General features: G+C 60.4%; 24 protein-coding genes and 2 pseudogenes. 5 read left to right on the top strand and 21 right to left on the bottom strand.

Going from position 1 to position 22165, the window contains the following annotated elements; genetic code table 11:
- Positions 1–242 precede the first annotated feature (242 nt).
- The 10 genes from FJW03_RS28855 to FJW03_RS28815 form a co-directional block, all read right to left on the bottom strand.
- Positions 243–1199 carry a branched-chain amino acid ABC transporter permease gene (locus FJW03_RS28855; protein ID WP_226890493.1) on the bottom strand — a complete coding sequence of 319 codons (957 nt, stop codon included), beginning with the start codon at positions 1197–1199 and terminating at the stop codon, positions 243–245.
- Positions 1200–1243: 44 nt separating this feature from the next.
- Complete coding sequence (locus FJW03_RS28850; RefSeq protein WP_140767488.1) at positions 1244–2125, bottom strand: branched-chain amino acid ABC transporter permease; 882 nt, start codon at positions 2123–2125, stop codon at positions 1244–1246.
- Positions 2122–2856, bottom strand: a complete 735-nt coding sequence (locus tag FJW03_RS28845; protein ID WP_140767489.1) for an ABC transporter ATP-binding protein — start codon at positions 2854–2856, stop codon at positions 2122–2124. The genes FJW03_RS28850 and FJW03_RS28845 overlap by 4 nt, the downstream gene beginning before the upstream one ends.
- The gene (locus FJW03_RS28840; protein ID WP_140767490.1) at positions 2853–3608 is read right to left on the bottom strand and encodes an ABC transporter ATP-binding protein; all 756 of its coding nucleotides are present in this window, start codon (positions 3606–3608) and stop codon (positions 2853–2855) included. Before FJW03_RS28840 ends, FJW03_RS28845 begins: the two co-directional genes overlap by 4 nt.
- A gap of 75 nt (positions 3609–3683) precedes the next feature.
- Positions 3684–4445: an ABC transporter substrate-binding protein gene (locus tag FJW03_RS30150; RefSeq protein ID WP_264296501.1), complete on the bottom strand. Its 762-nt coding sequence runs from the start codon at positions 4443–4445 to the stop codon at positions 3684–3686.
- Positions 4430–4921, bottom strand: a complete 492-nt coding sequence (locus tag FJW03_RS30145) for an ABC transporter substrate-binding protein (RefSeq protein WP_264296500.1) — start codon at positions 4919–4921, stop codon at positions 4430–4432. The genes FJW03_RS30150 and FJW03_RS30145 overlap by 16 nt, the downstream gene beginning before the upstream one ends.
- A gap of 25 nt (positions 4922–4946) precedes the next feature.
- Positions 4947–6284, bottom strand: coding sequence for a M20 family metallopeptidase (locus FJW03_RS28830; RefSeq protein ID WP_140766361.1), 1338 nt, complete (start codon positions 6282–6284; stop codon positions 4947–4949).
- A gap of 31 nt (positions 6285–6315) precedes the next feature.
- The gene (locus tag FJW03_RS28825) at positions 6316–7632 is read right to left on the bottom strand and encodes a M20 family metallopeptidase (protein ID WP_140766362.1); all 1317 of its coding nucleotides are present in this window, start codon (positions 7630–7632) and stop codon (positions 6316–6318) included.
- 28 nt (positions 7633–7660) lie between these two features.
- Positions 7661–8323 carry an isochorismatase family cysteine hydrolase gene (locus tag FJW03_RS28820; protein ID WP_140766363.1) on the bottom strand — a complete coding sequence of 221 codons (663 nt, stop codon included), beginning with the start codon at positions 8321–8323 and terminating at the stop codon, positions 7661–7663.
- On the bottom strand, positions 8324–9193 hold the full coding sequence (locus tag FJW03_RS28815; RefSeq protein ID WP_140766364.1) for an N-formylglutamate amidohydrolase: 870 nt from the start codon (positions 9191–9193) through the stop codon (positions 8324–8326). It abuts the gene before it with no gap.
- 11 nt (positions 9194–9204) lie between these two features.
- Here FJW03_RS28815 and FJW03_RS28810 point away from each other — a divergent pair, with 11 nt between their 5' ends.
- From FJW03_RS28810 to FJW03_RS28795, 4 genes and pseudogenes are all read left to right on the top strand, one after another.
- Entirely contained in the window at positions 9205–10146 is a 942-nt protein-coding gene (locus tag FJW03_RS28810; protein WP_226890492.1) for a MurR/RpiR family transcriptional regulator, read from the top strand.
- Complete coding sequence (locus FJW03_RS28805; RefSeq protein WP_140766404.1) at positions 10136–11446, top strand: glutamine synthetase family protein; 1311 nt, start codon at positions 10136–10138, stop codon at positions 11444–11446. The genes FJW03_RS28810 and FJW03_RS28805 overlap by 11 nt, the downstream gene beginning before the upstream one ends.
- 35 nt (positions 11447–11481) lie before the next feature.
- Positions 11482–11873, top strand: a pseudogene (locus tag FJW03_RS28800) (Lrp/AsnC family transcriptional regulator); the annotation flags it as partial.
- Between the two features lie 152 nt (positions 11874–12025).
- A pseudogene (locus FJW03_RS28795) lies at positions 12026–12423 on the top strand (3-keto-5-aminohexanoate cleavage protein).
- Between the two features lie 63 nt (positions 12424–12486).
- Here FJW03_RS28795 and FJW03_RS28790 read toward each other — a convergent pair.
- From FJW03_RS28790 to phnG, 10 genes are all read right to left on the bottom strand, one after another.
- Positions 12487–12981, bottom strand: a complete 495-nt coding sequence (locus FJW03_RS28790; RefSeq protein ID WP_140766365.1) for a GMC family oxidoreductase — start codon at positions 12979–12981, stop codon at positions 12487–12489.
- A 248-nt stretch (positions 12982–13229) separates the two neighbouring features.
- Positions 13230–13790: a phosphonate metabolism protein/1,5-bisphosphokinase (PRPP-forming) PhnN gene (gene phnN, locus FJW03_RS28785; protein WP_140766366.1), complete on the bottom strand. Its 561-nt coding sequence runs from the start codon at positions 13788–13790 to the stop codon at positions 13230–13232.
- Between the two features lie 4 nt (positions 13791–13794).
- On the bottom strand, positions 13795–14508 hold the full coding sequence (locus FJW03_RS28780; RefSeq protein WP_140766367.1) for a DUF1045 domain-containing protein: 714 nt from the start codon (positions 14506–14508) through the stop codon (positions 13795–13797).
- Positions 14509–14546: 38 nt separating this feature from the next.
- Positions 14547–15746, bottom strand: a complete 1200-nt coding sequence (locus tag FJW03_RS28775; RefSeq protein WP_140766368.1) for an alpha-D-ribose 1-methylphosphonate 5-triphosphate diphosphatase — start codon at positions 15744–15746, stop codon at positions 14547–14549.
- Positions 15733–16476, bottom strand: a complete 744-nt coding sequence (locus tag FJW03_RS28770; protein WP_226890491.1) for a phosphonate C-P lyase system protein PhnL — start codon at positions 16474–16476, stop codon at positions 15733–15735. The genes FJW03_RS28775 and FJW03_RS28770 overlap by 14 nt, the downstream gene beginning before the upstream one ends.
- A gap of 11 nt (positions 16477–16487) precedes the next feature.
- Positions 16488–17315 carry an ATP-binding cassette domain-containing protein gene (locus FJW03_RS28765; RefSeq protein ID WP_140766369.1) on the bottom strand — a complete coding sequence of 276 codons (828 nt, stop codon included), beginning with the start codon at positions 17313–17315 and terminating at the stop codon, positions 16488–16490.
- Positions 17315–18226: an alpha-D-ribose 1-methylphosphonate 5-phosphate C-P-lyase PhnJ gene (locus FJW03_RS28760; protein WP_140766370.1), complete on the bottom strand. Its 912-nt coding sequence runs from the start codon at positions 18224–18226 to the stop codon at positions 17315–17317. The genes FJW03_RS28765 and FJW03_RS28760 overlap by 1 nt, the downstream gene beginning before the upstream one ends.
- Positions 18223–19311 carry a carbon-phosphorus lyase complex subunit PhnI gene (locus tag FJW03_RS28755; RefSeq protein WP_140766371.1) on the bottom strand — a complete coding sequence of 363 codons (1089 nt, stop codon included), beginning with the start codon at positions 19309–19311 and terminating at the stop codon, positions 18223–18225. The genes FJW03_RS28760 and FJW03_RS28755 overlap by 4 nt, the downstream gene beginning before the upstream one ends.
- Positions 19311–19856 carry a phosphonate C-P lyase system protein PhnH gene (gene phnH / locus FJW03_RS28750; RefSeq protein WP_140766372.1) on the bottom strand — a complete coding sequence of 182 codons (546 nt, stop codon included), beginning with the start codon at positions 19854–19856 and terminating at the stop codon, positions 19311–19313. The genes FJW03_RS28755 and phnH overlap by 1 nt, the downstream gene beginning before the upstream one ends.
- A complete protein-coding gene (phnG, locus tag FJW03_RS28745; RefSeq protein WP_140766373.1) occupies positions 19856–20314 on the bottom strand; it encodes a phosphonate C-P lyase system protein PhnG in 459 nt (152 codons plus the stop codon). Before phnG ends, phnH begins: the two co-directional genes overlap by 1 nt.
- Positions 20315–20794: 480 nt before the next feature.
- On the opposite strand from phnG, the gene FJW03_RS28740 reads away from it, so the two are divergent.
- Positions 20795–21691 carry a LysR family transcriptional regulator gene (locus FJW03_RS28740; RefSeq protein ID WP_140766374.1) on the top strand — a complete coding sequence of 299 codons (897 nt, stop codon included), beginning with the start codon at positions 20795–20797 and terminating at the stop codon, positions 21689–21691.
- Here the strand turns inward: FJW03_RS28740 and FJW03_RS28735 are convergent.
- Positions 21650–22144 (bottom strand): hypothetical protein, encoded by a 495-nt coding sequence (locus FJW03_RS28735; RefSeq protein ID WP_140766375.1) that lies wholly within the window; start codon positions 22142–22144, stop codon positions 21650–21652. The two genes, FJW03_RS28740 and FJW03_RS28735, sit on opposite strands and share 42 nt — an antisense overlap.
- Between the last annotated feature and the right edge of the window lie 21 nt (positions 22145–22165).

Here is a 22165-nt window from a genome sequence, read left to right as displayed (position 1 = left end):
TGCTGTCGGAATAGCAGCTTCATTTGCTAAGCTCATATGAGGGATCCTCCGGAGAACAGGAAACAAATTCGCCACAGGCGGTACAGATTTCATGCCCGATGCGCAGCTGCCCCAATTTTCAGGACCGTGCGCGGCTTTAATCCGCCGAGAGTGACAGTTCCTGACGCAGCCGCGAGCCTGGATAAAACCGACAAATATGGATGCGGACTCGAGAAGGTTCACAGCGCCTCTCATTGGCGATGTCACACCCTCTCAAGCCGTGTGGCCGGAGCCGACGCTTTTCCTGGGGACTTCTTGGCGAAATGTGTGGGCAAGGCCGAGGCCAGGCCTTTGGGAAAGAACAGGAGAACGATGACCATGGCGGCCGCAACCACCATGAAACGGCCCTCGGCGAAGTTGTTGATGTTTGCGAGGCCTTCCGAAAGGAAGGTCAGCAAGAAAGCCGCAACTATGGGGCCATAGATGCTGGAGATGCCTCCGACCAGCACCATGCTCAAAATCAGCGATGAGGTCGAGAAGTCGAAGATTTCGGGCGAGGCCACGCGCAGGTAGACTGCGTACAATCCCCCGGCCACCCCAGGGAAGAAAGCGCTGGCGACCAAGGCTTTCAGTCTCTGCCAGGCGATTGGGATTCCACGCGATACGGCGTAATCCTCGCTATCGCGCAGGGCCTTGATCGAAAGCCCGAAATTGGAGCGAACCAGCCAACGCAAACAGATGGTCGTGATCACCAGAAGGCCAAGGGCAACGTAGTAGTAGCCAAACTTGTAGTCGCGCAGGAAGTTATAGCCGGGAAGCCAGAGCGTCGGAACTCTGACCATGCCTTGGGTTCCCCCGGTGACTTGCGACTGGCTGATCACCAGCTGGAGCACGAGCTGGCTGAAGGCGAAGGTGACCAGAACCACATAGACGCCCTGGAGCCGGACGACCGGAACAGCAACTATGACCGCGGCGGCGGACGCGGCGACTCCTCCGAACAGCATGGCCAGCCACGGATCGAGGCCAAGAAGCTTTGCCGTCAGCCCGGTTGCATAGACGCCGATGCCGAAGAATGACACGTGGGCGAAGTTGAAGATGCCTCCATACCCCAAAGTGACATCCCAGCTCGCCGCGACGACACCATAGATGAACGCGATGATGAACAGATGCCGAATGTAGGTGTCGTGGACGACCATGGGCACGAGAAGCGCGGCGATCACCAGGGCAACCAGAAACCATGCCCTGCCGTTTTGAAGGTTCGGCATCAGCGAACTACCTTTCCAAGAAGGCCTTGCGGCCGCACCAGAAGGACGATGATCAACATCAGGAAGATCATGGAGGGCGTCCAGTAGATGCCGATGAAGAAGGTGAGCGCTGCCTCGACCAGCCCCATCAGATAAGCCGCGGCGATCGTTCCCGCCAATGAGCCGAGCCCGCCAAAGATGACGATGATCAAAGCCTTCACCAAAGGATCGGATCCGAACTCTGGTGTCAGCAAGCGAACCGAGCCAAGCAGCACACCTGTCAATCCGGCAAGCACGGCTGACAGCGCGAAGGTGACGATGAAGAGCTGCGAGACATTGATCCCGATGAGCCGAGCAGCGTCAGGATTTTGTCCGACCGCCCTTATGCCGCGCCCAATGCGCGTGCGGCTAAGAAACAGCCATAGCGCACCCAGCAACAGCGGCGCCACGACGATAACCAGCGTTTCCTGAGCCGAGATCGTGGTGTTCAGGATGCGCACATTGCCTGCCACGAGCGGTTGAAGCTGCTTGAGCCTTGCCCCCCAAAGGAGTTGAATCCCTTTTTGCAGGAAGATCATCGCTGCAAGCGTGGTCATCACGGTGATAAGCAGGATGTCGCGGTTGCTGTAGAAGGGACGAACGATGACGCGCTCGATCAGGATACCGACGCCGATCAGAGCAGCGACGGTGACGGCAATACCGGCAGCCAGGCCCAGATTCAGCCCGGCTGAGTCCGACACCGTCCATGCTACATAGGCCCCCAGCGTCATCAGCACGCCATGCGCAAAATTGAAGATGCCGAGTGTTGTCCAGACGAGTGACAGTCCACTCGCCATCAATGCGTAACCCGAACCCAGCACGATCCCACTTACAAGGATGGCGCTCAGCGTGTCGGCGGTCATGATACGCCCTCCGAACCGAAATACATGTCCATGATTTCCTGATGGTCGACTTCCGCACCCCGACTGACCTCGCGGCTGATCTCACCGTGGTCGACGAGATACATGCGATCCACGAGCGACAGGATGAAAGCGATGTCCTGCTCGACCAGCAGAAGCGGTATGCCGCGCCCGGATATTTCCGCAATGGCTTCAGCGAGCTCGTCCTTGAGCTTGGGCGACAACCCCAGCGTTGGTTCGTCGAGCATCAACATGCGCGGTGCGCACATCAGCCCAACACCGATCGCGAGCATCTGGCGCTCGCCGCCAGAAAGGGTCTTGCACTGCTGCTGCCGGCGTTCGGCAAGCCTGGGGAAGAGGTGGAGGACGTAGTCGAGGTTGGTCTTCTGCTCATGTCTGGCGCGCTCGGTGAAGGCGGCAAGCTCAAGCGTTTCCATGATCAGCATATCGGGGAAAAGCCAGTTTGCCTGCGGTACGTGGATGAGGCCGCGCTCCACGATCCTGTGGGGTGCCAGACCTTCAATCGCCTCACCCATGAAACGCACGCTGCCTGAGCGTGGACGGATCACGCGTGAGGCAGCGTTGAGCAGCGTGGTCTTGCCGTGGCCGTTCGGCCCGAACAGCCCGACGCGTTCCTTCGCTCCGACGTGAAGACTCATGCCGACAAGCACATCAGACGCATCATAGCCGGCATGCAGATCGACGATGTCCAGGGCGTTTGCAGCGTCGTTCATAGCCGCGCCTCCCGTTTTCCAAGATAGGCTTCGACGACTTGCGGATTGCGCACCACCTCCTGCGGCTTGCCGGAAGCGATGATGGCGCCGTGGTTGAGGATCATCAGGTGATCGGAAACCTTGAGAAGTAGAGGCAAGACGTGTTCGATGAGAACGACGGTGATGCCCCGCTCATGCACTGTGCGGATGAGAGCGGAAAGGTCGGTTACCTCAGGCTTGGTCAAGCCGGCGGCCGGTTCATCCAAGAGCAGGACCTTGGGTCGGCCGGCAATTGCCGAAGCAATCATCAGCTGCTTGCGCTCGAACACCGACAGGTCGCAGGCCGCTCTCTCGCGCCGGTCTGGCGCCAGCGACACATCGTCAAGCGCTTGCTCGGTGGCATCTGACGCCTCCTTCGACGTCATCTGCGCGCAATAGACGGCGCTGGCGTAGACATTGTCGCGCGCGCTGAGCGTGGCGAACTCGGCGTCCTTCTGGAACGTGCGAACCACGCCGGCACGGCTGATTTGATGTGGCTTTAGGCGGTGGATGGGTTTTCCTTCCAGGAGGACCTCGCCCGCGCTCGGCGAAAAGGGAATGCCGGTGATGATGTTGAAGAGTGTGCTCTTGCCGCTGCCGTTGGGGCCGGCGATCCCAAAGATCTCACCCTTCCCAACGTCGAACGATACGTTATCGACGGCAACCAGCGCACCGAAGCGTCGGGTCACCTCGCGGACCTCGAGCAGCGGCGGGTATTCAGTTCGTTCAGCCATAATGCTGTCTCTGCACATCGAGAGAAAAAGGGTGGCCACACGCCGTCAAACGCATGGCCACCAGGCTTGGGAGTGCTACTGCTTCATCCAAGGGGGCGTGCGGAATTCACCGTCCGCATACTGACCCGGGTAGAACAAGACCCGTTGTCCGTCCCAGATCTGGAAGAATTGAATAGGCAGCGCCTCGTCGCCCTGAACGGCAAGATGCGTCTTTGGATCGAAGGACAGCACGCCGCTGACGATCTTCTTGTTGGTCTCGCCGAGCGCCTTGCCGATTTCGAGCCTCTTGGTGGGATCGCCGACCTTCTTCAGTGCATCCGCATAGGCATAGACTTCCTCGTACAGCAGCGGTCCGTAGGTGCCTGGCTCGTTGCCATACTTGCCCTTGTATTTGGCAATGACCTCGGCGGCGCGAGGATTTTTGGGCGTAATCAGCGAACCGCCAAGCAGATCATAGACAATTCCGGTCGCCTTCTTTCCCGACAGGTTGAGAAACTCCGGCACCGAGGGCGCATATTGAATGAAGACCAGGCTGTCGGTCGGCTGCTCGAGGAACTGGGTCAGGAACTTCGCCGCATTGCCAGGTTGGTAATCGGTGTTGATGATGAGCGCCGGATTTTCCTGGCGGACCTTGGCCAGGAAGGTTCGCCAATCGGAGATTTCGCCGAACGGCAGAAGGTCGGCTGACGTGACGGTCCAGCCCGCATCCTGGAAGCTCTTCTGCAAACCCTCCATGATGCTCTTCGAATAGGGATTGTCGGAGGAAATGAGCGCCACCTTCGTATTCGACAGCTTCAGTTTCCCACTGGTCTGAAGGCCCTTCAGAACGGGCACCATGGCCGTGTGTTGTAGGCATCATAGGAAGGGGTGAGCGACCAGACAGTCGGGAACTTGTCCGGCTCGGGCGCTATGATGTCGCGCGTCTGGGAGGAACTCGCCGCAATCAGGTACGGCATCTCCTGCTCCGCCATGGTCTGGATTTCGAAGTTGCTGCCGCTGGCGTAACCGGTGATGACGGCATTCAGATCAGGATCGCCAACCAGCCGCTCGACGGCACTCGTCACGGCGTCGGCTGACTGGTTCTGCGTGTCGCCAACCACGACCTCAAACTTGTAGCCGGCCACCCCACCTGCTGCGTTGATCTCCTCGACGGCTAGCTTGGCACCGTTGACCATTTCGTTGCCGTCGGCCGCGGTCCCTCCTGTCAAAGGTGCCAGGACGCCTATCTTGGCGACCTTGTCTTCGGCACGCGCGGGTAGCGCCATCATCAGGGCTGCGAAGGCAGCGGTGGTCCAGAATTTTACGTATCCCATGTTCGTGTTCCCTTTTTTGTTTGAGTTATTGCTTCACACCACACCAATCGATGATCGAGGCCGCGAGCGTTTTGGTCGTCTCTTCCAGCGAGGCGATATCCACGTACTCATCGACGCCGTGAAAGCCGTCGCCCGTGGCCCCGCAGATCACCGAGTCCACACCTGCGCCAGCGTAATGGGCGCCGTCGACGACCGCGATCATTCCCGAAACTTTGGGTTTGCCTCCCAACTGGGCGCGACGATGCATCAGTGACTGCACGATCGGGTGATCGGGCGAGGTGTCCATGGGGGGGAAATGCAGCCCGCCAAGTTCCCACGCGACCTTGATCGGGTTCTCTCGAAGCCACAGGTCCTGCTGGCAGAAATGGTGCACGAATTCCTCGAACTCGGAGCGAATAAATTCCTTCGTCTGGTTGGGCAGGAACTTGTAGTCGAGATCGATCACCGCGACGTCCGGGATGATTGCCGGGTTGGTCATGATCAGCGGCAGCCCGTCTGGTCCAAGACCTGCGCCAGCGCGCATCGCACCGACGTTGATCGTGTTCATGCCGGGCGGGAGCAGCGGATGCTGGCGGTTGCGGCAGCGCGAGCTTTCGAAGTTCTTCAGAGCGTCGAGGAAGCGCGCCGCGATGTCGATGGCGTTTACGGCTGGCCGGAGCCGGTCAGGTCCATCGCGCTGCGGCCAGAGTTCATTGTAGCGCCAGGCCGAGTGACCTTGCCGGCCAGTGACGGTGATGCGGATCCATTCCAGTCCGCCCTCACAGACCAGGATCTCTCCCCAACTCGGTTCGGTGATGATGGCGGCCTTGGCAAGATGCCCGCGCTTGACGGCATCAATCGCGCCGAAGCCGCCAGCCTCCTCATCAACGACGGAATGGATCGCGAGCCGTCCGCCGAGCTCGATGCCGGCTTTGCGGATGCCGCGAACCGCAGCAATTGCCGCGGCCACACCGCTCTTCATGTCGACAGCGCCGCGGCCATAGAGCCTGCCGTTCTTGATCTCGCCGCCAAAGGGATCGACGCTCCAGGCACTCCTCTCGCCGACGGGCACAACATCGATATGCCCGCACAACAGCAAGCTGCGTTCTTCCGAGCCAGATAATTGACCGATGACGTTTGGTCGATCGGGAAAGACATTCCATCGATCAATCGACATTCCGATCGACGTCAGCTCGGATTGAACGAGGTCCTGGACCGCACTCTCCTTGTTCTGGTCCGGGTCGACCACGAACTTCGGATTGACCGACGGGATGCGCACAAGCTGCTGGGTGAGTTCAGTAACATACCCATGCTCCTCATCAATTGCCTTCCAGGCAGCTTTCACTGCGGCTTCTGAACTGGCCACATCGCTTGAGGACTTCATGACGGTGTTCCCTTCTTGATTTGAGTACCGACTATCTGACCCCACACCAGTCGATGATTGAAGCCGCCAGGGTCTTGGTCGTCTCTTCCAGCGAGGCGATGTCGACGTATTCATCGAGACCGTGGAAGCCATCGCCCGAGGCTCCGCAGATGACCGCATCGACGCCTGCGCCGGCGTAGTGCGCGCAGTCGGCAACAAAAACGACCCCGGAGATCTTGGGTTTTCCGCCGAGCTGTGTGCGACGCTTCATCAGCGACTGCACGATCGGGTGATCGGGCGAGGTGTCCATGGGCGGGAAATGCAGCCCCCCTAGTTCCCACGCGACCTTGATCGGGTTTTCCCGCAGCCACAGGTCCTGCTGGCAGAAATGGTGCACGAATTCCTCGAACTCGCGGCGGATGAATTCCTTGGTCTGGTTGGGCAGGAACTTGTAGTCGAGGTCGATCACCGCGACGTCGGGGATAATCGCCGGGTTGGTCATGATCAACGGCAGCCCGTCTGGTCCAAGACCTGCGCCGGCGCGCATCGCGCCGACATTGATTGTATTCATTCCAGGCGGCAGCAGCGGATGCTGGCGATTGCGGCAGCGCGAGCTCTCGAAGTTCTTCAGAGCGTCCAGGAACCGCGCTGCAATGTCGATAGCGTTTACGGCTGGCCTCAGCCGGCCGGGTCCGTCGCGCTGTGGCCAGAGCTCATTGTAGCGCCAGGCCGAGTGACCTTGCCGGCCAGTGATGGTGATGCGGATCCATTCCAGACCGCCCTCACAGACCTGGATCTCGCCCCAGCTCGGCTCGGTGATGATGGCGGCCTTGGCAAGATGGCCGCGCCTGACTGCGTCTATCGCGCCGAAGCCGCCTGCCTCCTCGTCCACGACGGAATGAATGGCGACACGCCCGTCAAGCTCTATTCCGGCTTTGCGGATGCCGCGAACCGCAGCGATTGCCGCGGCCACGCCGCTCTTCATATCGACAGCCCCGCGCCCATAAAGCCTGCCGTTCTTGATCTCGCCGCCAAACGGGTCGACAGTCCAGGTTTCGCGCTGACCAATCGGCACGGTATCGATGTGACCACATAACAGCAGGCTGCGATCTTCCGAGCCCGTGGTCTGCCCAATCACATTCGGCCGATCTGGGAAGACGTCCCAACGGTCGATCGACATGCCGATAGACGACAGTTCCGGTTCAACCAGCTTCTGAAGCGTTGCTTCCTTGTTCTGATCCGGGTCGACTACGAATTTGGGATTGACCGTTGGCACACGCACAAGCCTCTGAGTGAGGTCGGTTGCGTAGTCCCGCTCCTCATCGATCGCTGTCCACGCAGCGTCGATTGCCGCTTCTGAGTTGGCCATGTTGCTTCTTCCTCCCTTCCTAGTTCGTTCATTTATCCAGCCGTGTGATGGTGATTTCATCGATGAGGGTTGCCGTATCGACCTGCCGGCAATAGCCCTTGATCGTCTTGAGACTGTTGTCGTGGCGTTCCTGGCTGTAGGTCGCGCAGGCATCCGGCACGAGCGTGACCAGGTAGCCGAGATCGCACGCATCGCGGACGGCGGATTCCACGCACTGGTCTGTGACCAGGCCCGCCAGCACCAGCTGTCTGACTCCGAGGTTGCGCAGCAGGTAATCGACATGCGTCGAGAGAAAGACGCTCGAAGACGATTTCGGCAGCACGATCTCGTCCTCACCTGGGGCAATCTCATCGACCACCTTTCCGTCCCATGAGCCCTTCGGCACATGGAAGCCTGTGATCTTGTAGTCGAGGCTGCGGTCGCGACCGTCGAGCGTGAGGCTCTCGATGGTGGTGTAGAGCACCTCAATTCCGGCGTCGCGAAAGGCCGCTTGCAGACGTCTCATGTTCGGGATTGCGAGGGCTTCCAGCCGATCGAAATAGTAGCCGTACTTGCCGGCTATGTCGGCGTCAGAAACATCCTTGAATTCGCCCCCGTCTCGACGAACGCAAAAATTTTGCACATCGATAAACAGGAGCGCCGATTCCTTGGCGTTGAGCGGTAGCTCGCGTGTCGCGGGAAAGTTTGCCATCTAGATTTCCTTCGCTGGGGTATTTGCCGCGACCAGCGCCTCGCCGATCAGGCTAGCCCACGCGCTCTGGCCATCGGTTTCGCCAATCAAGTCATTACGGATTTCGAGCAGGAGGTGCGGGAGACCGCGAGCTTCGCCATGCACCGGTATGGTGTAGTCCGACTTATCGTCGACCATATACGGCTGGTTGTGAGCAGAGGTTACCGTCGGGTTGCGGGCCTGAAAGCACGAAAGGAACCGTTCCGCGAAGCTGCGATCACGGTTCGACAGCACGCCGATCTTCCATGGTCGTTCGGGCCCATTCATCAGCCGTGGCGTGAAGCTATGCACCGCCACCAACGTCGTGGGCGCACGAGCGTCCCCGCGGCGATCCAGGAATTCGGCAAGTTCGTGATGAAACGGCTGGTGTATCTCGAGGTATCGTTGCCGGCGCTCACGTTCGGCAAGCTGCAGGTTGGCGGGCACGACCGTTTGATCGCTGACCTCGGCAATGCAGTCCGGCGCATCAAAAGGACGGTTGCAGTCAATGACGAGCCGGCTGTAGCGCTGGAGGAAGAGAGGCGCATCGAGTATCCGGGCAAGGTGGCGCGCCACGCCTTCGGCGCCAATATCATATGCGATATGCCTGTGCATTTCGGCGGCAGGAAGCCCGAGCCCATCGAGGCGCTTCGGGACAGCGGTTCCGGCATGCTCGCAAACGAGTACGATGCTTGAACGGCCGTCAGCATTCACCGTCTCGACTGGCGTCGGGTCCGTGGGCGACAGCACATTCGTCAGAGTTTCCAACACGTCACCTACGCTGCAAAGACGGCAGCCGCCATCGGGGCTGATGTCGCCGAGTGAACGAAAATAATTTATCAGAGTCAACATGAATTTTGTGTTTGACGAATTTTTTTCATCACGGTATTTGCGTTATGGTGCTAGCCGGTTCGATCAACCAGGTTGCGAAAAACATGACAGTACGTGAGACGATAAGGCGCCAAAGCGCGCAGTTGACAGCGAGCGAGCGCAAGATCGGCAATGCGGTTCTGGCGGATTATCCGTTCGGAGCGCTGCAAACCATTCAGGAACTGGCCGAGCGGACCGGAGTCAGCGCTCCCTCAATCACGCGCTTCGTAAGCAAACTGGGCTTTGGCGGCTATCAGGAGTTCCAACGTCAGCTCATAGCGGAGCTGCGAGAAAGCGGCAGTTCCCCCTTGGAACTCAAGGCCACCGAGAAGCTCGGCAATGGCAATGCGTTTCTGGCCGACTACGCGCTGCGCGCTTCTCAGCGCATTCAAGAGATGAGCGAGAGCGTGCCGCAGGAGCAATTTGACCGCATATCGGCGCTAATCGCCGATCCGGCCCGAGCTGTTTTCGTGATTGGTGGCCGCGTAAGCGACAGCATTGCAACTTTCCTGTCTGTTCATCTCAAGCAGATTCGGCCGAAAGTTCATCACCTACCGCCCAATCCGGAGCATTGGCCCGACCTTCTCTTGTCCATCCGCAAACAGGATGTGCTGATCATGTTCGATTTCCGACGTTATCAGGGCGACTTGGCGTTGCTCGCCGAGATCGTCGCCAGGGATCGCCAGCCTTCGATCGTGCTGATCACCGACAAGTGGATGTCGCCGATCGCCCGCCATAGCGACCATGTCATCGCTTTGCCCATCGAGATCGAGACCGCCTGGGACACGGTGATCTGCGCGATCGCCTTCGTTGAAGCACTGATCGTCAAAGTTTCGGAAGCCGATTGGCCGGCGACGCGCAAGCGTCTCGAGGCCTGGGATAAACTTCGCCTGGCGCGGCCGGGCCAGAACCTGGAGGAAAATGATGATCGCTGAGGAGATGATCGTCGCCTGCTGCACCGACCTCGCCGGAAAGGTTCGAGGGAAGGCATTCCCGGCAGCGCAATTCGACAAAAGGACGAAACGCGGGATCGGCTGGACACCGACCAACGTCCAAATCACGTGCTTCGACACTATCGCCGAGAGCCCGTTCGGCGCGCTCGGCGACCTGGTGCTCATCCCTGATGAAAAGGCGAAGGTTCGGGTCGATTTCGGTGAGGACGCGCCGGTGGAGCATTTCGCGCTCGGCGACATCCACTATACCGACGGCCGGCCCTGGGAGTTCTGCACCCGATCGATCCTAAAGGGTGCCCTCGAGCGCCTCGACAGAGTTTCGGGCCTGACGTTGTTCGGCGCTTTCGAGCACGAGTTCCAGTTTCGTAACCACGCCACCCCGATTGGCGACGCCTATAGCCTCAACGGTTTCCGCGCTGAACGTCGCCTGGCGGAAATGCTGGTTGCTTCCATGCGCGAGGCAGGCTTGGAGCCGGATACGTTCATGAAGGAGTTTGGCAGCGGCCAGTATGAAGTCACTATGGGCCCCTCGCGCGGCGTTGCCATCGCCGATCACTCGACCATTCTTCGCGAGTTGGTTCGTTCAGTCGCGGGCGTTTCAGGGAAGGAGGTCACTTTTACCCCGATCCGTGACCCCGCCGGCGTGGGAAACGGCGTGCATGTCCATCTCAGCTTCCTTCGTGACGACAAACCGGCAACATGGGATCCGAAAGGCGAGAACGAGCTATCGAAAACCGCTGGGCACTTCGTCGCCGGCATCCTGAAATATCTCGATGCGATCGTCGCGCTAACGGCGCCGAGTGTGGTCTCCTATCTGCGGCTGACGCCACATCGCTGGAGCGCTGCCTTCAACAATTTGGGCTTCCGCGACCGCGAAGCTTCCGTGCGCATCTGCCCCGTGTCTGACATGAGCGACATTGCCAAGGCCGCTCAATTCAACTTCGAATTCCGTGCGGCCGACGCAGCCGCCAGCCCGCATCTGCAGCTGGCAGCCATAGTTCACGCCGGCATCCAAGGCATTGAAGAAGAACTGCCTACGCCCGATGCGACCACCGAAGATCTTTCGCTCCTCGATGCCTCTGCACTGGAAGGCCGAGGGTATGTGAGGTTGCCAACGACCCTGGCCGATGCTCTTGAACGCTTTCGGGCCAATCCAACGGTGGCCGGTTGGTTTCCGGCAGGATTTGCCGAGGTCTATTTCAAGCACAAGAAGGGCGAGCTGGCCTTCCTGGAAGGCAAGGAAAAGGACGAGATTTGCAATCTATATGAGCAGGTTTACTAGACTTCCCCTAGCTCGTACGGGAACAACATGCGTCATTGAAGCTTGATCAGATCGACCTCAAGATACTTAGCGCCATACAGCGTAACGGCCGTATCACGAAATTGGCTTTGGCGGAAAAGGTGGGGCTCTCGTCGAGCCCGCCTGGATACGGCTACGCAAGCTGGAGCAAGCAGGCATAGTCGACGGCTACCACGCGCGCATCTTTCTTCGCAGTGTCATGCCCTTCTCGACCGTGATGATGGAGGTCACGCTGGCCAACCATCGCCAGGCAAACTTCGACAACTTCGAGCGTGCGATACGCAACATCCCCGAAATCGTCACCTGCTGGGCGATTGAGGGCGGCATCGATTATTTGCTGAAGGTGGTCGCACGGGATATCGATGCCTACCAAAGGCTCGTCGATGAACTTCGGGATCTTTCCCCTGGCGCAAAAACCGCGCCATTGGGAGCATGATTGGGAAAAGCCCTTCCTCGAAGCATCCAGGCGCGGCATCTTCAGAAATACCTTTGCCGACATCGAGCCTATCGTCGGCGAACTGAGCGCTCTCGGCACCCGGTTTCGAGTTCGAGTGCTACGATATCGGTCACCTATATACCCTCGCCTATTTTCTTGAGTCCGGGCTCGTCAAGCCACCGCTGTTCATCCAGTCGGTCGTCGGCATCTTGGCGGCATCGGTGGCGAGCATGAAGCACTGTACTTCATGAAGTCGACCGCCGACCGGCTATTCGGAGACCGTTATCAGTGGTCGGTATTGGCGGCTGGCCGGCAGCAAACGCACTTGGGTACCATGGCCGCCATCATGGGCGGTCACGTTCGTGTTGGCCTTGAGGACAATCTCTGGCTGGACAAAGGAACGCTCGCCAGCCGCAACGCAGATCAGGTGAAGAAACTTTGCCGGATTCTCGCCGAACTGGGCATTGAGGTAGCCACGCCTCAAGAAGCACGAGCAATGATCGGTCTGAAGGCGCCGCGATAGATATGGAGATTGCACTTGATCGCCTCACGGCCATGCGGGAAGGTCGGCTCGCCCTGCCCCCCTTTACGACTGCTCGCAGGCCAACAGCCAGTCTCGGCAAAGGGGATGCACCGAGGGGGCCATGTCGGTGACGAACAGTTCGCCATTGCCGCCGCGCATGGCGTTGCCGCCTCGCTCGGAAGTCTCGATCGACCTGAAGAAAGGCAGCACGTCATCCCAACCCCATCCGGGATTGCCGGCTTGTCTCCAATGATCGAAGTCGTGCCGCTGGCCGCGCACGTAGACCATTGCGTTGATGGGGGAGGAGCCGCCGAGCACCTTGCCGCGTGGCCAATAGCTGCGGCGCCCGGCAAGTGCATCTTGGGGGCTGGTCTCGAATTTCCAGTTCACCTTGGAATTGTAGAAGCTATAGCCGATGGGCATGCGGATCATGAAGCGGCGGTCGCTGCCGCCAGCCTCCAATAACAGGATGCGATATTGGCCCGAACGGGTCAAACGATTAGCGAGCACACAGCCCGCCGAGCCCGCACCCACCCCAATGAAATCGAACTCGGCCACTGTCAGTCCTCTGAAACCAATTCCGTTCCTACAGGAGGCAGGCACGCCGCAAAGGAGCCATTTCAGGAAGAGTTCACAACCAATTTGAGCCCTGGGTGATAGAAGTGTCTGTCGCCTCTACGAGGATGAGCCGGAAGGACCAGGATATTTGAAGCTTTCTGGCCGTGCCGATCATGAAAGATCGAACTCCAAAATTGCGCACGTGACTGAACTTTATGGGGCAATACGCCCTTCGTCACAGGCGCATCTCATGGCGTCTCGCCGACATACGCGGTCAGCAGGCCGAGAACGCGCTCGCCGGCAATCTCCTGACGTCCGGAATTGTCGATATGGACGACGTCCGGGCCTTCGACGGAGTGCTGCTCACCTCGCATCAAACGCTGCCTCACACTCTCCAGGCTTTCGCGTCCTCGCTCGACAAGGCGCTTTGCCAGAATGTCCATGGGCGCGGTGACGTTGACGACGATGAGTTGCGGGTAGCGCAATCGCGCGTCCGCCAGGATGGCGCGAGAGCCGTTCGCCACGACGACATTGCCGCGTTCCAACCAATGATCGATCTGCGAGGGGACGCCGTAGGAAAGGCCGTGCGCCTGCCAATGAAGGGAAAAGCCGCCTTCGAGAACGCAACGGTCGAACGCCTCCTGGTCGACGGGTTCATGGTCCTCGCCAGGGCTGGCTGGCCGGCTGATGATCCGGCGCACGAAGCGGACCCGTGGATCGTCCCGGAGGCGGTCGCGCGCATAATCGATGAGGGTGTCCTTGCCCGCGCCGCTGGGGCCAACGACAAGGATAAGACGGCCAGATACCATGGGATCACCCAGCCATCTGGAGGACCGCGCCGGTCCGCAGCGGAAACTGCGAGCGGACGACGAAGTCGGCACCACGATGTTCCTGCACGAAGAGCGAGAGCGCGTCGATGTGGTAATCTTCGCCAAGATGCGGCTCGAACACCTCTTCCAGCCGCGCCTGCATTGGCGCGCGCTGGTCTTCGGGGACACGGTCGGTCAAGGTCATATGGAAGCGAAATCGCGATCGGACGTAAGGATAACCCCAGGTCACGAGATTGGTCATCTCGACGTCGTCGAGCCCACCGTTCATGCGCCGCTTGAGATCGTCTGCATCCATCGGCGCCCGGAACCGATCGAATTCCTCGACAACGCGCGATGCGAACCCGCGCAAGGACGGCAACGGCTGTGACGGGACGAGCGCGAAGAAGCCGCCGATGAGGTCGATCCGCAACGGGCCGATCGGGCATGCGGGTATGTTGGCCGCAAAGCCGCGCAGCGCCCGCTCAAGAGCTTCAACGCAGGCTCCGTCGCTGAGCCGGAACGGCGCCTTGAGCGTGGCGTGGAATCCGTATCGCCGGGGTTGCGATATCAACGCTCGCTCGCCTGCATCGGCGGAACATGCGCCCGGGGCAAAAGCGTCTCGCCCCAGCCATGTCGTCGCCGCCGCCGTCAGCGGGTGTTGCGGCGCCGGCGTATAGTAGATCGCGAAACGCGGCCGGTCCGGCGCGCCGGAAGGCATTGCGGTGGCATCTCCCGATTTCGAAGGCTCGAGGTGTTTCAAAGTGCCACCTCTTTCAGACGGTCGCGGATGAGAACGGGTCTTGCTCTTTGCGTGAGGGTCCCGTCCGACCAGATCACGCGACCGCCGCGAAGCGTGGCCCGCAGGCGCGGCATGCGCCCGCGTTCGGCAATGACCAGGTCTGCGCGCAGGCCTTGCGCGATCCGGCCACGGTCATTCAAACCGAGAGCCCTGGCGGGATTGGCGCTTGCAAGCGCAACCGAACGGGCAAGCCCGCCCTCGCCGCGATCGGCAAGCGCGATGGTGGCCGGCAGGATTGCCGAAGGATGATAATCACTGGCCAGGATATCGAGCACGCCCGCGTCATAGGCTTCACGCGCCGACAGGTTTCCGGAATAGGAAAGGCCGCGAAGCGCGTTCGGTGCCCCCATTGCGGTGGCAAGACCGAGCCGTCTCGCCTCGGCGGCCGCCTCGATCGTGATCGGAAACTCGCTGATCACCGCGCCGAGACTGTGCAGCAAGGCGACCTTCTCGACCCTGTCGTCGTCGTGCGAGGCAATGGCGACGCCGTGCCGGCGTGCCAGGTCGGCAAGCCCGGCTATGATGTGAAGCGCATCGCCTTGCCCGTCGCGGTCGGCCATGCGCTGTCTTACCAGTTCAGCCGCTTTGGCCTCGTCGATCTTGCGATCCTTGGCCAGGTGCGCGACATGCCTTTCGATGTCGCGGTATTGTCCCTGTCCAGGCGTGTGATCCATGAGCGAGACCAGGCCGAGCGCACCGGCGCCCATCAGTTTTTCGGCGATGGCAAGTGCCGAGGGGAACGTCACTTCGAACCGGGCATGGACGCGGTGATCAATCAGCAGGTCGTCCCGCATGGCCGCAAGCGCCTCGATCATCGCGGTCGTGTGCTCGACCGAGCGCAACAGCCCGTAGGTCGCAGGCGTGAAGGCGAGCGCGGCATAGGCCGTGGTGATGCCGCAGGCGGCGAGTTTCTTGTCGAGCTCGTAGATCCCGAGTTCGAGGGGCATGCGGACATTGGTGCGCGGCTCGACCTCCTTCTCGATCATGTCACCATGCATATCCACGAAGCCGGGCAGCAGCAGCCTGCCGCCGCCATCGATCTCGGCATTGTCGACCGGAGCCTCGCGGACCTCGGCGATTGTCCCTTTCTCGATCCGGACCGCACCTCGTTCGATGACACGATCTTCCAGAACGATCTCGAAATCATTCAGCCACATGGTCCGCGCCGTCCTCGATCTTGATAGCTTTCAGATGGATTTCCCGGTCGATCAGGTGTTCGACATCTTCGGGGTGATGGAAGACGCCGATCATCGCGACACCGGCGGCCTTGAGTTCGGCGAGACGTTCGACCAGCGCCTTGCGGGCGTCGCGGTCGAGCGAGGCGGTCGGCTCGTCGAGAAGCAACAGGCGTTGCGGCAGGATTAGAGCACGGGCCAAATTGACCTTCTGCTGTTCACCGCCGGAGAAGGTCGAGGGATAGGCTGCCCAGAGCTGCTTCTTGACGCCAAAGGCGGAGAGCCAACGGCGAGCCTCGACGAGTGCGGCTTGATGCGGTGTGCCGGCGAGACGCAACGGTTCCGCGACAAGTTCTTCGGCCGCGACCCTTGGCCGGGCATTGAGGAACTGGGTGACGAAGCCGATCTCGCGGCGGCGCAGGACGGCGATGTCGACGTCGGCGGCCGAGGCGAGATCGATGATGCCTTCCTTGGTGTTGTAGAAGACATGGCCGGCGCGCGGCAAATACGAGCGGTAAAGCGTTCTGAGCAGCGTCGACTTGCCGGCGCCGTTCTCGCCCTTCAGCAGGATGAACTCGCCTTCACCCAGTTCGAAGCTGATGTTCTCGAAGGCAAACAGCGTGCGTTTGAGGTGATGCATCTCGAACTGCTTCGAGAGCCCGTCGACACGAAGCACGGGGGGCATTTTTGGGATGGGAACCTGGATGTTCATGTCGATGTCCCTCAAAGCTTGGCGTGCACGAGCTGCTGGGTATAGGCGTGCTGCGGATCCTGGAAGATCTGGTCGGCAAGGCCCTGTTCGACGACGATCCCTCTCCGCATGACCATCACGCGATCGGCCATCGTGCGGATGACGCCGAGGTCGTGCGAGACCAGGACCATGGTGATCGCCCGGTCTCGCTGCAGGCGCTTCAGCGTGTCGAGCACCAGCGCCTGGACGCTGACATCAAGGCCGGTGGTCGGCTCATCGAGCAGGAGCACGGCGGGTTCCAGTGCGATGGCCTTGGCGAGCTGCACGCGCTGCTGCATGCCGCCGGACAATTCATGCGGCGTCGCGTCCATGCGTTCGATTGGAAACTCCGACGCATCGAGAGATTCACGCGCCCGATCACGCAATTCGGCGAAGTTGCGCTTGCCGGCAATCAGCAGGCGTTCGGCGACATTGCCGCTGCTGGTATGGTTCATCAAAAGGCCGAGATGCGGATTCTGGTAGACGATGCCGATATGATGCGCTCTCAGCATGCGCCGCTCGAAGCGATCAAGACTGAACAGATCGCGGTCTTCTTGGCCCGGCAGCGCTAGATGATAGGAGCCGGTGTCCGGAGTCTCCTCCAAGTTCATCATCCGAAGCAGCGTCGACTTGCCCGAGCCGGATTCGCCGACGATGCCCAACACCTCGCCGGGATAGACGGTGATGTCGACGCCGCCGAGCGCCCTGACTTCGCCGAAGTTCTTGGTGATGCCTCGCATGGTTAGCATCGGCTCGGTCAGCATCAGACGCGGCGGCTGGAGTGTCAGGCCCGCCGCGTTTGGTATGTTCAGGCCCGCCATCAATCCATCCTTCCTTGTCTGTACCAGGTCTCGCCGATGACCACCGGCTCACCTCCCGCCTTGCGGATGTGCTTGATTCCGAAGTGGCTGTCGGAGAGTTCGTAAGCGGAGGAACCGTCGTCCTGCGGTAGCTCGTTCATGAAGAAGCCGGTGACCTGGCTGCGATAGCAGGTCTTGTCCTGATGATCCTCGACCCGGTAGGGCACGTCGTCGAACACCAGCGGCTCGACCTTTGTGTACGGAGGAACGGCGTAGAGGCGCTTCTCGCGACCGGCCGACAGAATGGTCAGGTGATCGGCTTGATTAAGCTTCTTGACGTCCCAGCGCGGGATGGGGGACGGCGATATCACATAGCGGCCATTGACAAGGCTCGGGTAACTCGCCCCCTGCATGATGCGCCCGGATTTGACCAGCTGTTCGTAAAGCACGAGCCACATCTGACCGTAGTCGGCGTCGCCATGCATGTCGCGGGCTACCGACATGTCCGATTGGACGGCCCGCAGAGGTTCCGGATCAGGCACCTGCAGGACGAGCACCTGGTTCTCACGCAGCTTCTCCTCAGGGATGCGGTGGCGCGACTGGATGATCGACGCCTTACCGGTGTCTTCTGTCTCGACCGCTCCGCCCACGCGGCCGAAGAACTTGCGGATGCTGCAGGCATTGACAGAATCGTCCGCCCCCTGGTCGATGACCTTGACGACAGAGGTCGGCTTTAGGAGCGTCAGCGTTACCTGCAGGCCGCCGGTTCCCCAGCCGCGCGCCATCGGCACCTCGCGACTGGCATAAGGCACCTGGTAGCCTGGGATGGCGATTGCCTTCAGCATCTTGCGACGCAGCTCACGCTTGGCGGATTCGTCGAGGAAGCCGTAGTTGAAGGCCGCCCAGGGCTTGGTCAGTTCATTGAGTGTCACAGCGCGACCTCTTCCTTTTTGGCTGGTTCCTTGATCACCGGCTTTGAGCCGCTAGCCTCTCCATCGGCTTTGACGCGCCGATACGCATCGAGGGTCGACTGGAACGTGACGTAGTGGGGAAGCTTGAAGTGGATACAGAAGCCGGAGCTTTCGACCGGCTCGGTGTGATAAAGCACGAACTCCTCAGTCGAAGCCGCATGCGGATTTGGCTGGCTTGTGGCCCGATCCAGGATGGCCGCCGAGATCACCTTGACCTCGTTCCAACCGAAGGTGGCCGAAAATCCGAGCTCGAGGTTCTTCGACTTGGAAATGATCTCTGCCTGACTGACCCGCACACGGCCCGCGCTGAAGACCGTGCCGCGCGGGTGGCGCAACAGGACCGGGGCTTCGGCAAGACGGACTTCATTGACTGTCGGGTGGATGTCGCCGTAACCGCGTGTCGTCGCATAGCCGAGCGCCAGCGTTCCGCCCGTGTCGGCGCGCGCCAGGCTCTGCAGCTTGTGAGCGCGCGGCACCGGAAACAGCAATGGCTCGCGGGTTAGATCGGGGATCTCTTCCGGCGCGATCGTCTCGACCGGATGTTCAGCGATCAGCCCTTGCGCCTTCTGCCAGTCCGTCAGGGACGGCTGCGTGGCGGGAGCCGGCTTTGCCGCCGGGATCACAGGCTCGGGCGTGTAGTCCTCGCCGGTCAGGACGCCGACCTGTAAGAGGCGGTGCGAATAGTCTAGGGTCGGTCCCAGAATCTGACCCCCCGGAATATCCTTGAAGGCCGCCGAGATACGGCGGACCGTAAACAGGTCCGGTTGTTTCACCGGCTCGGCGATGGCAATGCGCGGCTGCGTCGTCCGGTAGGCCCTGAGAAGCAGGACTGCTTCGTAAAGATCTCCGCCGGCCTGGGCTAGTGCCAGTGCGGCAAGATCGGGTTCATAGAGCGAGGCTTCGCCCATCAGACGATCGACCAGATAAGGCAGGCTGCTGCGAATGCCTTCGACCCGATCCTTGCTGATTGTGCCGAGATCGCTGCGGAACAGACGCTCCGCCTGTTCGATGGCGTGTTCGCCGCCACGGGTTGCAACATAGGCCATCAGAGCACCTCGATTCTTGTCGAACGGGGAAGGCCGATGACGTCGTCGCCGTCGACAAGATAGACGTCAAAGCCAAGAGGGTAGCGGATTGCCTTCGCGCGCATGCGCCAGAAAGACGGATCGACGCCATCGAGCGCGATCGTCACGCTGTCCTTGATGCCAGGACCGGTCAGGCGCAGTCCTTGGCCAAAGCCGAAGCGCACCAGCGCAATCAGGGTGGCAGCCTCGTCCGGATAGGCAAGTGTGCCAATACGCAAGGACGACAGAGCAGCAACCTTGTTCTCGGTCTCGATCGTTGTGAAAACGTAGTCGGCCGCATCTATGGAGACGGCGCGGGCACCGCTGCGGGCCAAGGACTGTGCGAAATCCGGATCGTTCATCACATGAAACGAGCATTCTCGATCGAGCAGGCTTTCGGCCATCACTGCCCACCCACCGCTGGGCAGCGTGCGCACGAACCCGGGCCGCGAGAGCGCCCACATCATCTCCTCGAAGGCAGCATTGGTGCGGCTGTCGTCGACCGTAGGAACAAGGGCGAGTGTCATCAGAAGGTCTCCATCTGCACGCGTGTTGCCTCGACCTTCCTCAGCCGTTGTCGGTCGGCCTCTCGCTGATAGGCGTGTTCCGCATCCAGCAGTTCGGCGATCGAGGCGGTGTCGTGGTGGGCAGCCATCGCCGCGTCGATGACGGCAATGGCCATGGCCTGCTCGAGGTCGCGGCCGACGACCGCGCCGTAGCCTTCGACCCCGCGGCCCGGCACAGCGATATGGGCTTCGGCGACCAGCACTTCTCCAAGATGAAACGCCGTTCCTTTGACCGTGTCCTGATAGGGAAGCATCGCAAGGCCGGTCCGATTGGTGATGACCACGACCTCGCCGAGATCGTCGAGGATTCGTTCGGCGACGGCCCGGATCGACGCCGGACGGCTGGCGGCGAGTATCCGGAGTGCTTCACCGTGACTGTAGTTTGCGACGACTGCGTCGTCTGATCTCCCGTAGTCCATGAATGTCCTTCTTTCGTCATGTGGTCGCAGCCGCGCAGGTGCAAGCCGGGCGAGTGAATTGAGGTAAGCGGCCGTCTAAAGCCGAAGGTTCTCGGGCGCGGTCAGCCGGCTTGGGCCAGCGGGCGCAAAGCCTTCAATATCGTCGCACTGAAAGCTTTCGATGCGATCCGTGAGGGTTCCGAGCGACCAATCCCACCGCTACGTGCGTGGTGATTGATCGGCCGAGCCACTCCCATGGTGCCGCTCCATGCCCAACATCCAGAAGTCACCTCGGAGCCCGCTAGATCGGCTAGCACCCCGAGAGATTCCCTCTCACTTGTCAGTCTCTCGTTCGCCAAAAACTCACATAGTTTTGCGCCATCCGTTGCGCCGCTATTTCCTGTCCGATACCAATACATGGATTTTTAGCGTGCCCGCGGGCAGCAGAAAATGGCGTAATGCTCACCTAATCCGTGAGAATTACTCACCGATGAGAAACCGATGCCACGCAGTCTGCCGCCCCTTTCCTATCTCCGCCCGTTTGAAGCCACGGCGCGCCTGGGATCGGTCAAACGCGCGGCCGAAGAACTCGGTCGAACTCATGGCGCGATCTCCAAACAGCTTCAGCTCCTCCAGGAGCAACTCGGCTTTTCGCTGTTCGAAAAAGTCGGGACAGGCATTCGCCTAAATGGTCCTGGAGAAGCACTGTTTGCGACGGTGAGCCAAGCGTTCGATCTTCTCGAGGAAAGATACGGGGAACTGAAAGCAAGCCGTGACGAGATGCACGTGCACATCACCTGCAGCGCGACCTTCGCTATGGTCTGGCTCGTGCCACGTCTCGCCGAGTTTTACCGGCACCACCCTAATTGCCGGGTTCAGCTCTCGATGGGGTCAAGCTCCTACGACAGCGCGAGCCGTCACAGTCGTGACGCCATCGATCTGTCTCTGAGCTGGGACCGGCTGTCGCGACCGACCGTCGACCGAAAGGCAGTACCGCTTGGGCCGGTGTCGTTCGGCCTCGTTTCCGCCCCCGACTACCCGCTCCAGACCGAAGGCAACCGGTTCAGTTTTGCGACCCGGATTTCGCACGACCGCATGGACAAGGAATGGCTGAGCTGGCAGACCGTCACCGGCAACGAGGTGATCACCGGCTCTGAGATCCGGTTTCCCCACATGCATCTGTGCCTCGGCGCCGCGGCTGCAGGACTGGGGGTTGCGCTCACCGAACGCCGATTTGCCGTCAATGAACTTCGAAGCGGAAAGCTCGTCGAGCGGTCGCCGTTTTTGAAAATTGAAGATGGCTTTGTCGCATTGGTCAATCCCGCGCGCAAAACATCGAAGGCAACGGTCAACTTCCTAAATTGGTTGCGAGACGCATTTGCCGAAGAGCTGAATTGACGTGGGATCCTCGGCAACGGCTCCCAGGGATGGCATTCGATGGGCGCGTTCGTTCTCAGCGGGCGGGATTGAGACGCGCACGCTAAATTCGGCAACACGCGACGTAGCGTCTTCGGCAGATTGGCAATCTGAGGGGGCAAACCGGCAAGTCCCGCAAGTCTTTCTCACCGAAGCGTGCACTCCGATTTGCTGAATTGCATCGACATCGTCCGGATGTATCGATGCCCTCCGCTGCTCTGGCAGCATTGCCATATCGAGCATTGCCGCTCCGGTCGATCTCAATGCTTCAGGCGGATTGCGGGAACGATCGGGTCCGCTCGTTTTGAGGATCGATAGAAATGCGATCAGGACTCCCTGCTCAATGGTCGCGCCCCAATCGAAGACAACGATCCGGTCGGATACATCGCGTGCGAAACGCATCTCGTGCGTTACGATCAAAATCGTCACCTTCAACAGCAGTGGCTCCAGATCGGA

It is taken from the genome of Mesorhizobium sp. B4-1-4 (genome assembly GCF_006439395.2).
In the GTDB taxonomy this organism is placed as follows: domain Bacteria; phylum Pseudomonadota; class Alphaproteobacteria; order Rhizobiales; family Rhizobiaceae; genus Mesorhizobium.
This window is presented reverse-complemented; position numbering and strand designations above follow the sequence as displayed.

What these genes read in the sequence shown, in the direction of transcription:
- FJW03_RS28805 (WP_140766404.1), top strand. Translation starts at nt 10,136, where the DNA reads ATGATCGCTGAGGAGATGATCGTCGCCTGCTGCACCGACCTCGCCGGA.
- FJW03_RS28820 (WP_140766363.1), bottom strand. Translation starts at nt 8,323, where the DNA reads ATGGCAAACTTTCCCGCGACACGCGAGCTACCGCTCAACGCCAAGGAA.
- FJW03_RS28845 (WP_140767489.1), bottom strand. Translation starts at nt 2,856, where the DNA reads ATGAACGACGCTGCAAACGCCCTGGACATCGTCGATCTGCATGCCGGC.
- FJW03_RS28815 (WP_140766364.1), bottom strand. Translation starts at nt 9,193, where the DNA reads ATGTTGACTCTGATAAATTATTTTCGTTCACTCGGCGACATCAGCCCC.
- FJW03_RS28775 (WP_140766368.1), bottom strand. Translation starts at nt 15,746, where the DNA reads ATGTGGCTGAATGATTTCGAGATCGTTCTGGAAGATCGTGTCATCGAA.
- FJW03_RS28825 (WP_140766362.1), bottom strand. Translation starts at nt 7,632, where the DNA reads ATGGCCAACTCAGAAGCGGCAATCGACGCTGCGTGGACAGCGATCGAT.
- FJW03_RS28770 (WP_226890491.1), bottom strand. Translation starts at nt 16,476, where the DNA reads ATGAACATCCAGGTTCCCATCCCAAAAATGCCCCCCGTGCTTCGTGTC.
- phnN (WP_140766366.1), bottom strand. Translation starts at nt 13,790, where the DNA reads ATGGTATCTGGCCGTCTTATCCTTGTCGTTGGCCCCAGCGGCGCGGGC.
- FJW03_RS28765 (WP_140766369.1), bottom strand. Translation starts at nt 17,315, where the DNA reads ATGGCGGGCCTGAACATACCAAACGCGGCGGGCCTGACACTCCAGCCG.
- FJW03_RS28740 (WP_140766374.1), top strand. Translation starts at nt 20,795, where the DNA reads ATGCCACGCAGTCTGCCGCCCCTTTCCTATCTCCGCCCGTTTGAAGCC.
- FJW03_RS28850 (WP_140767488.1), bottom strand. Translation starts at nt 2,125, where the DNA reads ATGACCGCCGACACGCTGAGCGCCATCCTTGTAAGTGGGATCGTGCTG.
- FJW03_RS28755 (WP_140766371.1), bottom strand. Translation starts at nt 19,311, where the DNA reads ATGGCCTATGTTGCAACCCGTGGCGGCGAACACGCCATCGAACAGGCG.
- FJW03_RS28840 (WP_140767490.1), bottom strand. Translation starts at nt 3,608, where the DNA reads ATGGCTGAACGAACTGAATACCCGCCGCTGCTCGAGGTCCGCGAGGTG.
- FJW03_RS30145 (WP_264296500.1), bottom strand. Translation starts at nt 4,921, where the DNA reads ATGGGATACGTAAAATTCTGGACCACCGCTGCCTTCGCAGCCCTGATG.
- FJW03_RS30150 (WP_264296501.1), bottom strand. Translation starts at nt 4,445, where the DNA reads ATGGTGCCCGTTCTGAAGGGCCTTCAGACCAGTGGGAAACTGAAGCTG.
- FJW03_RS28830 (WP_140766361.1), bottom strand. Translation starts at nt 6,284, where the DNA reads ATGAAGTCCTCAAGCGATGTGGCCAGTTCAGAAGCCGCAGTGAAAGCT.
- FJW03_RS28780 (WP_140766367.1), bottom strand. Translation starts at nt 14,508, where the DNA reads ATGCCTTCCGGCGCGCCGGACCGGCCGCGTTTCGCGATCTACTATACG.
- phnG (WP_140766373.1), bottom strand. Translation starts at nt 20,314, where the DNA reads ATGGACTACGGGAGATCAGACGACGCAGTCGTCGCAAACTACAGTCAC.
- phnH (WP_140766372.1), bottom strand. Translation starts at nt 19,856, where the DNA reads ATGACACTCGCCCTTGTTCCTACGGTCGACGACAGCCGCACCAATGCT.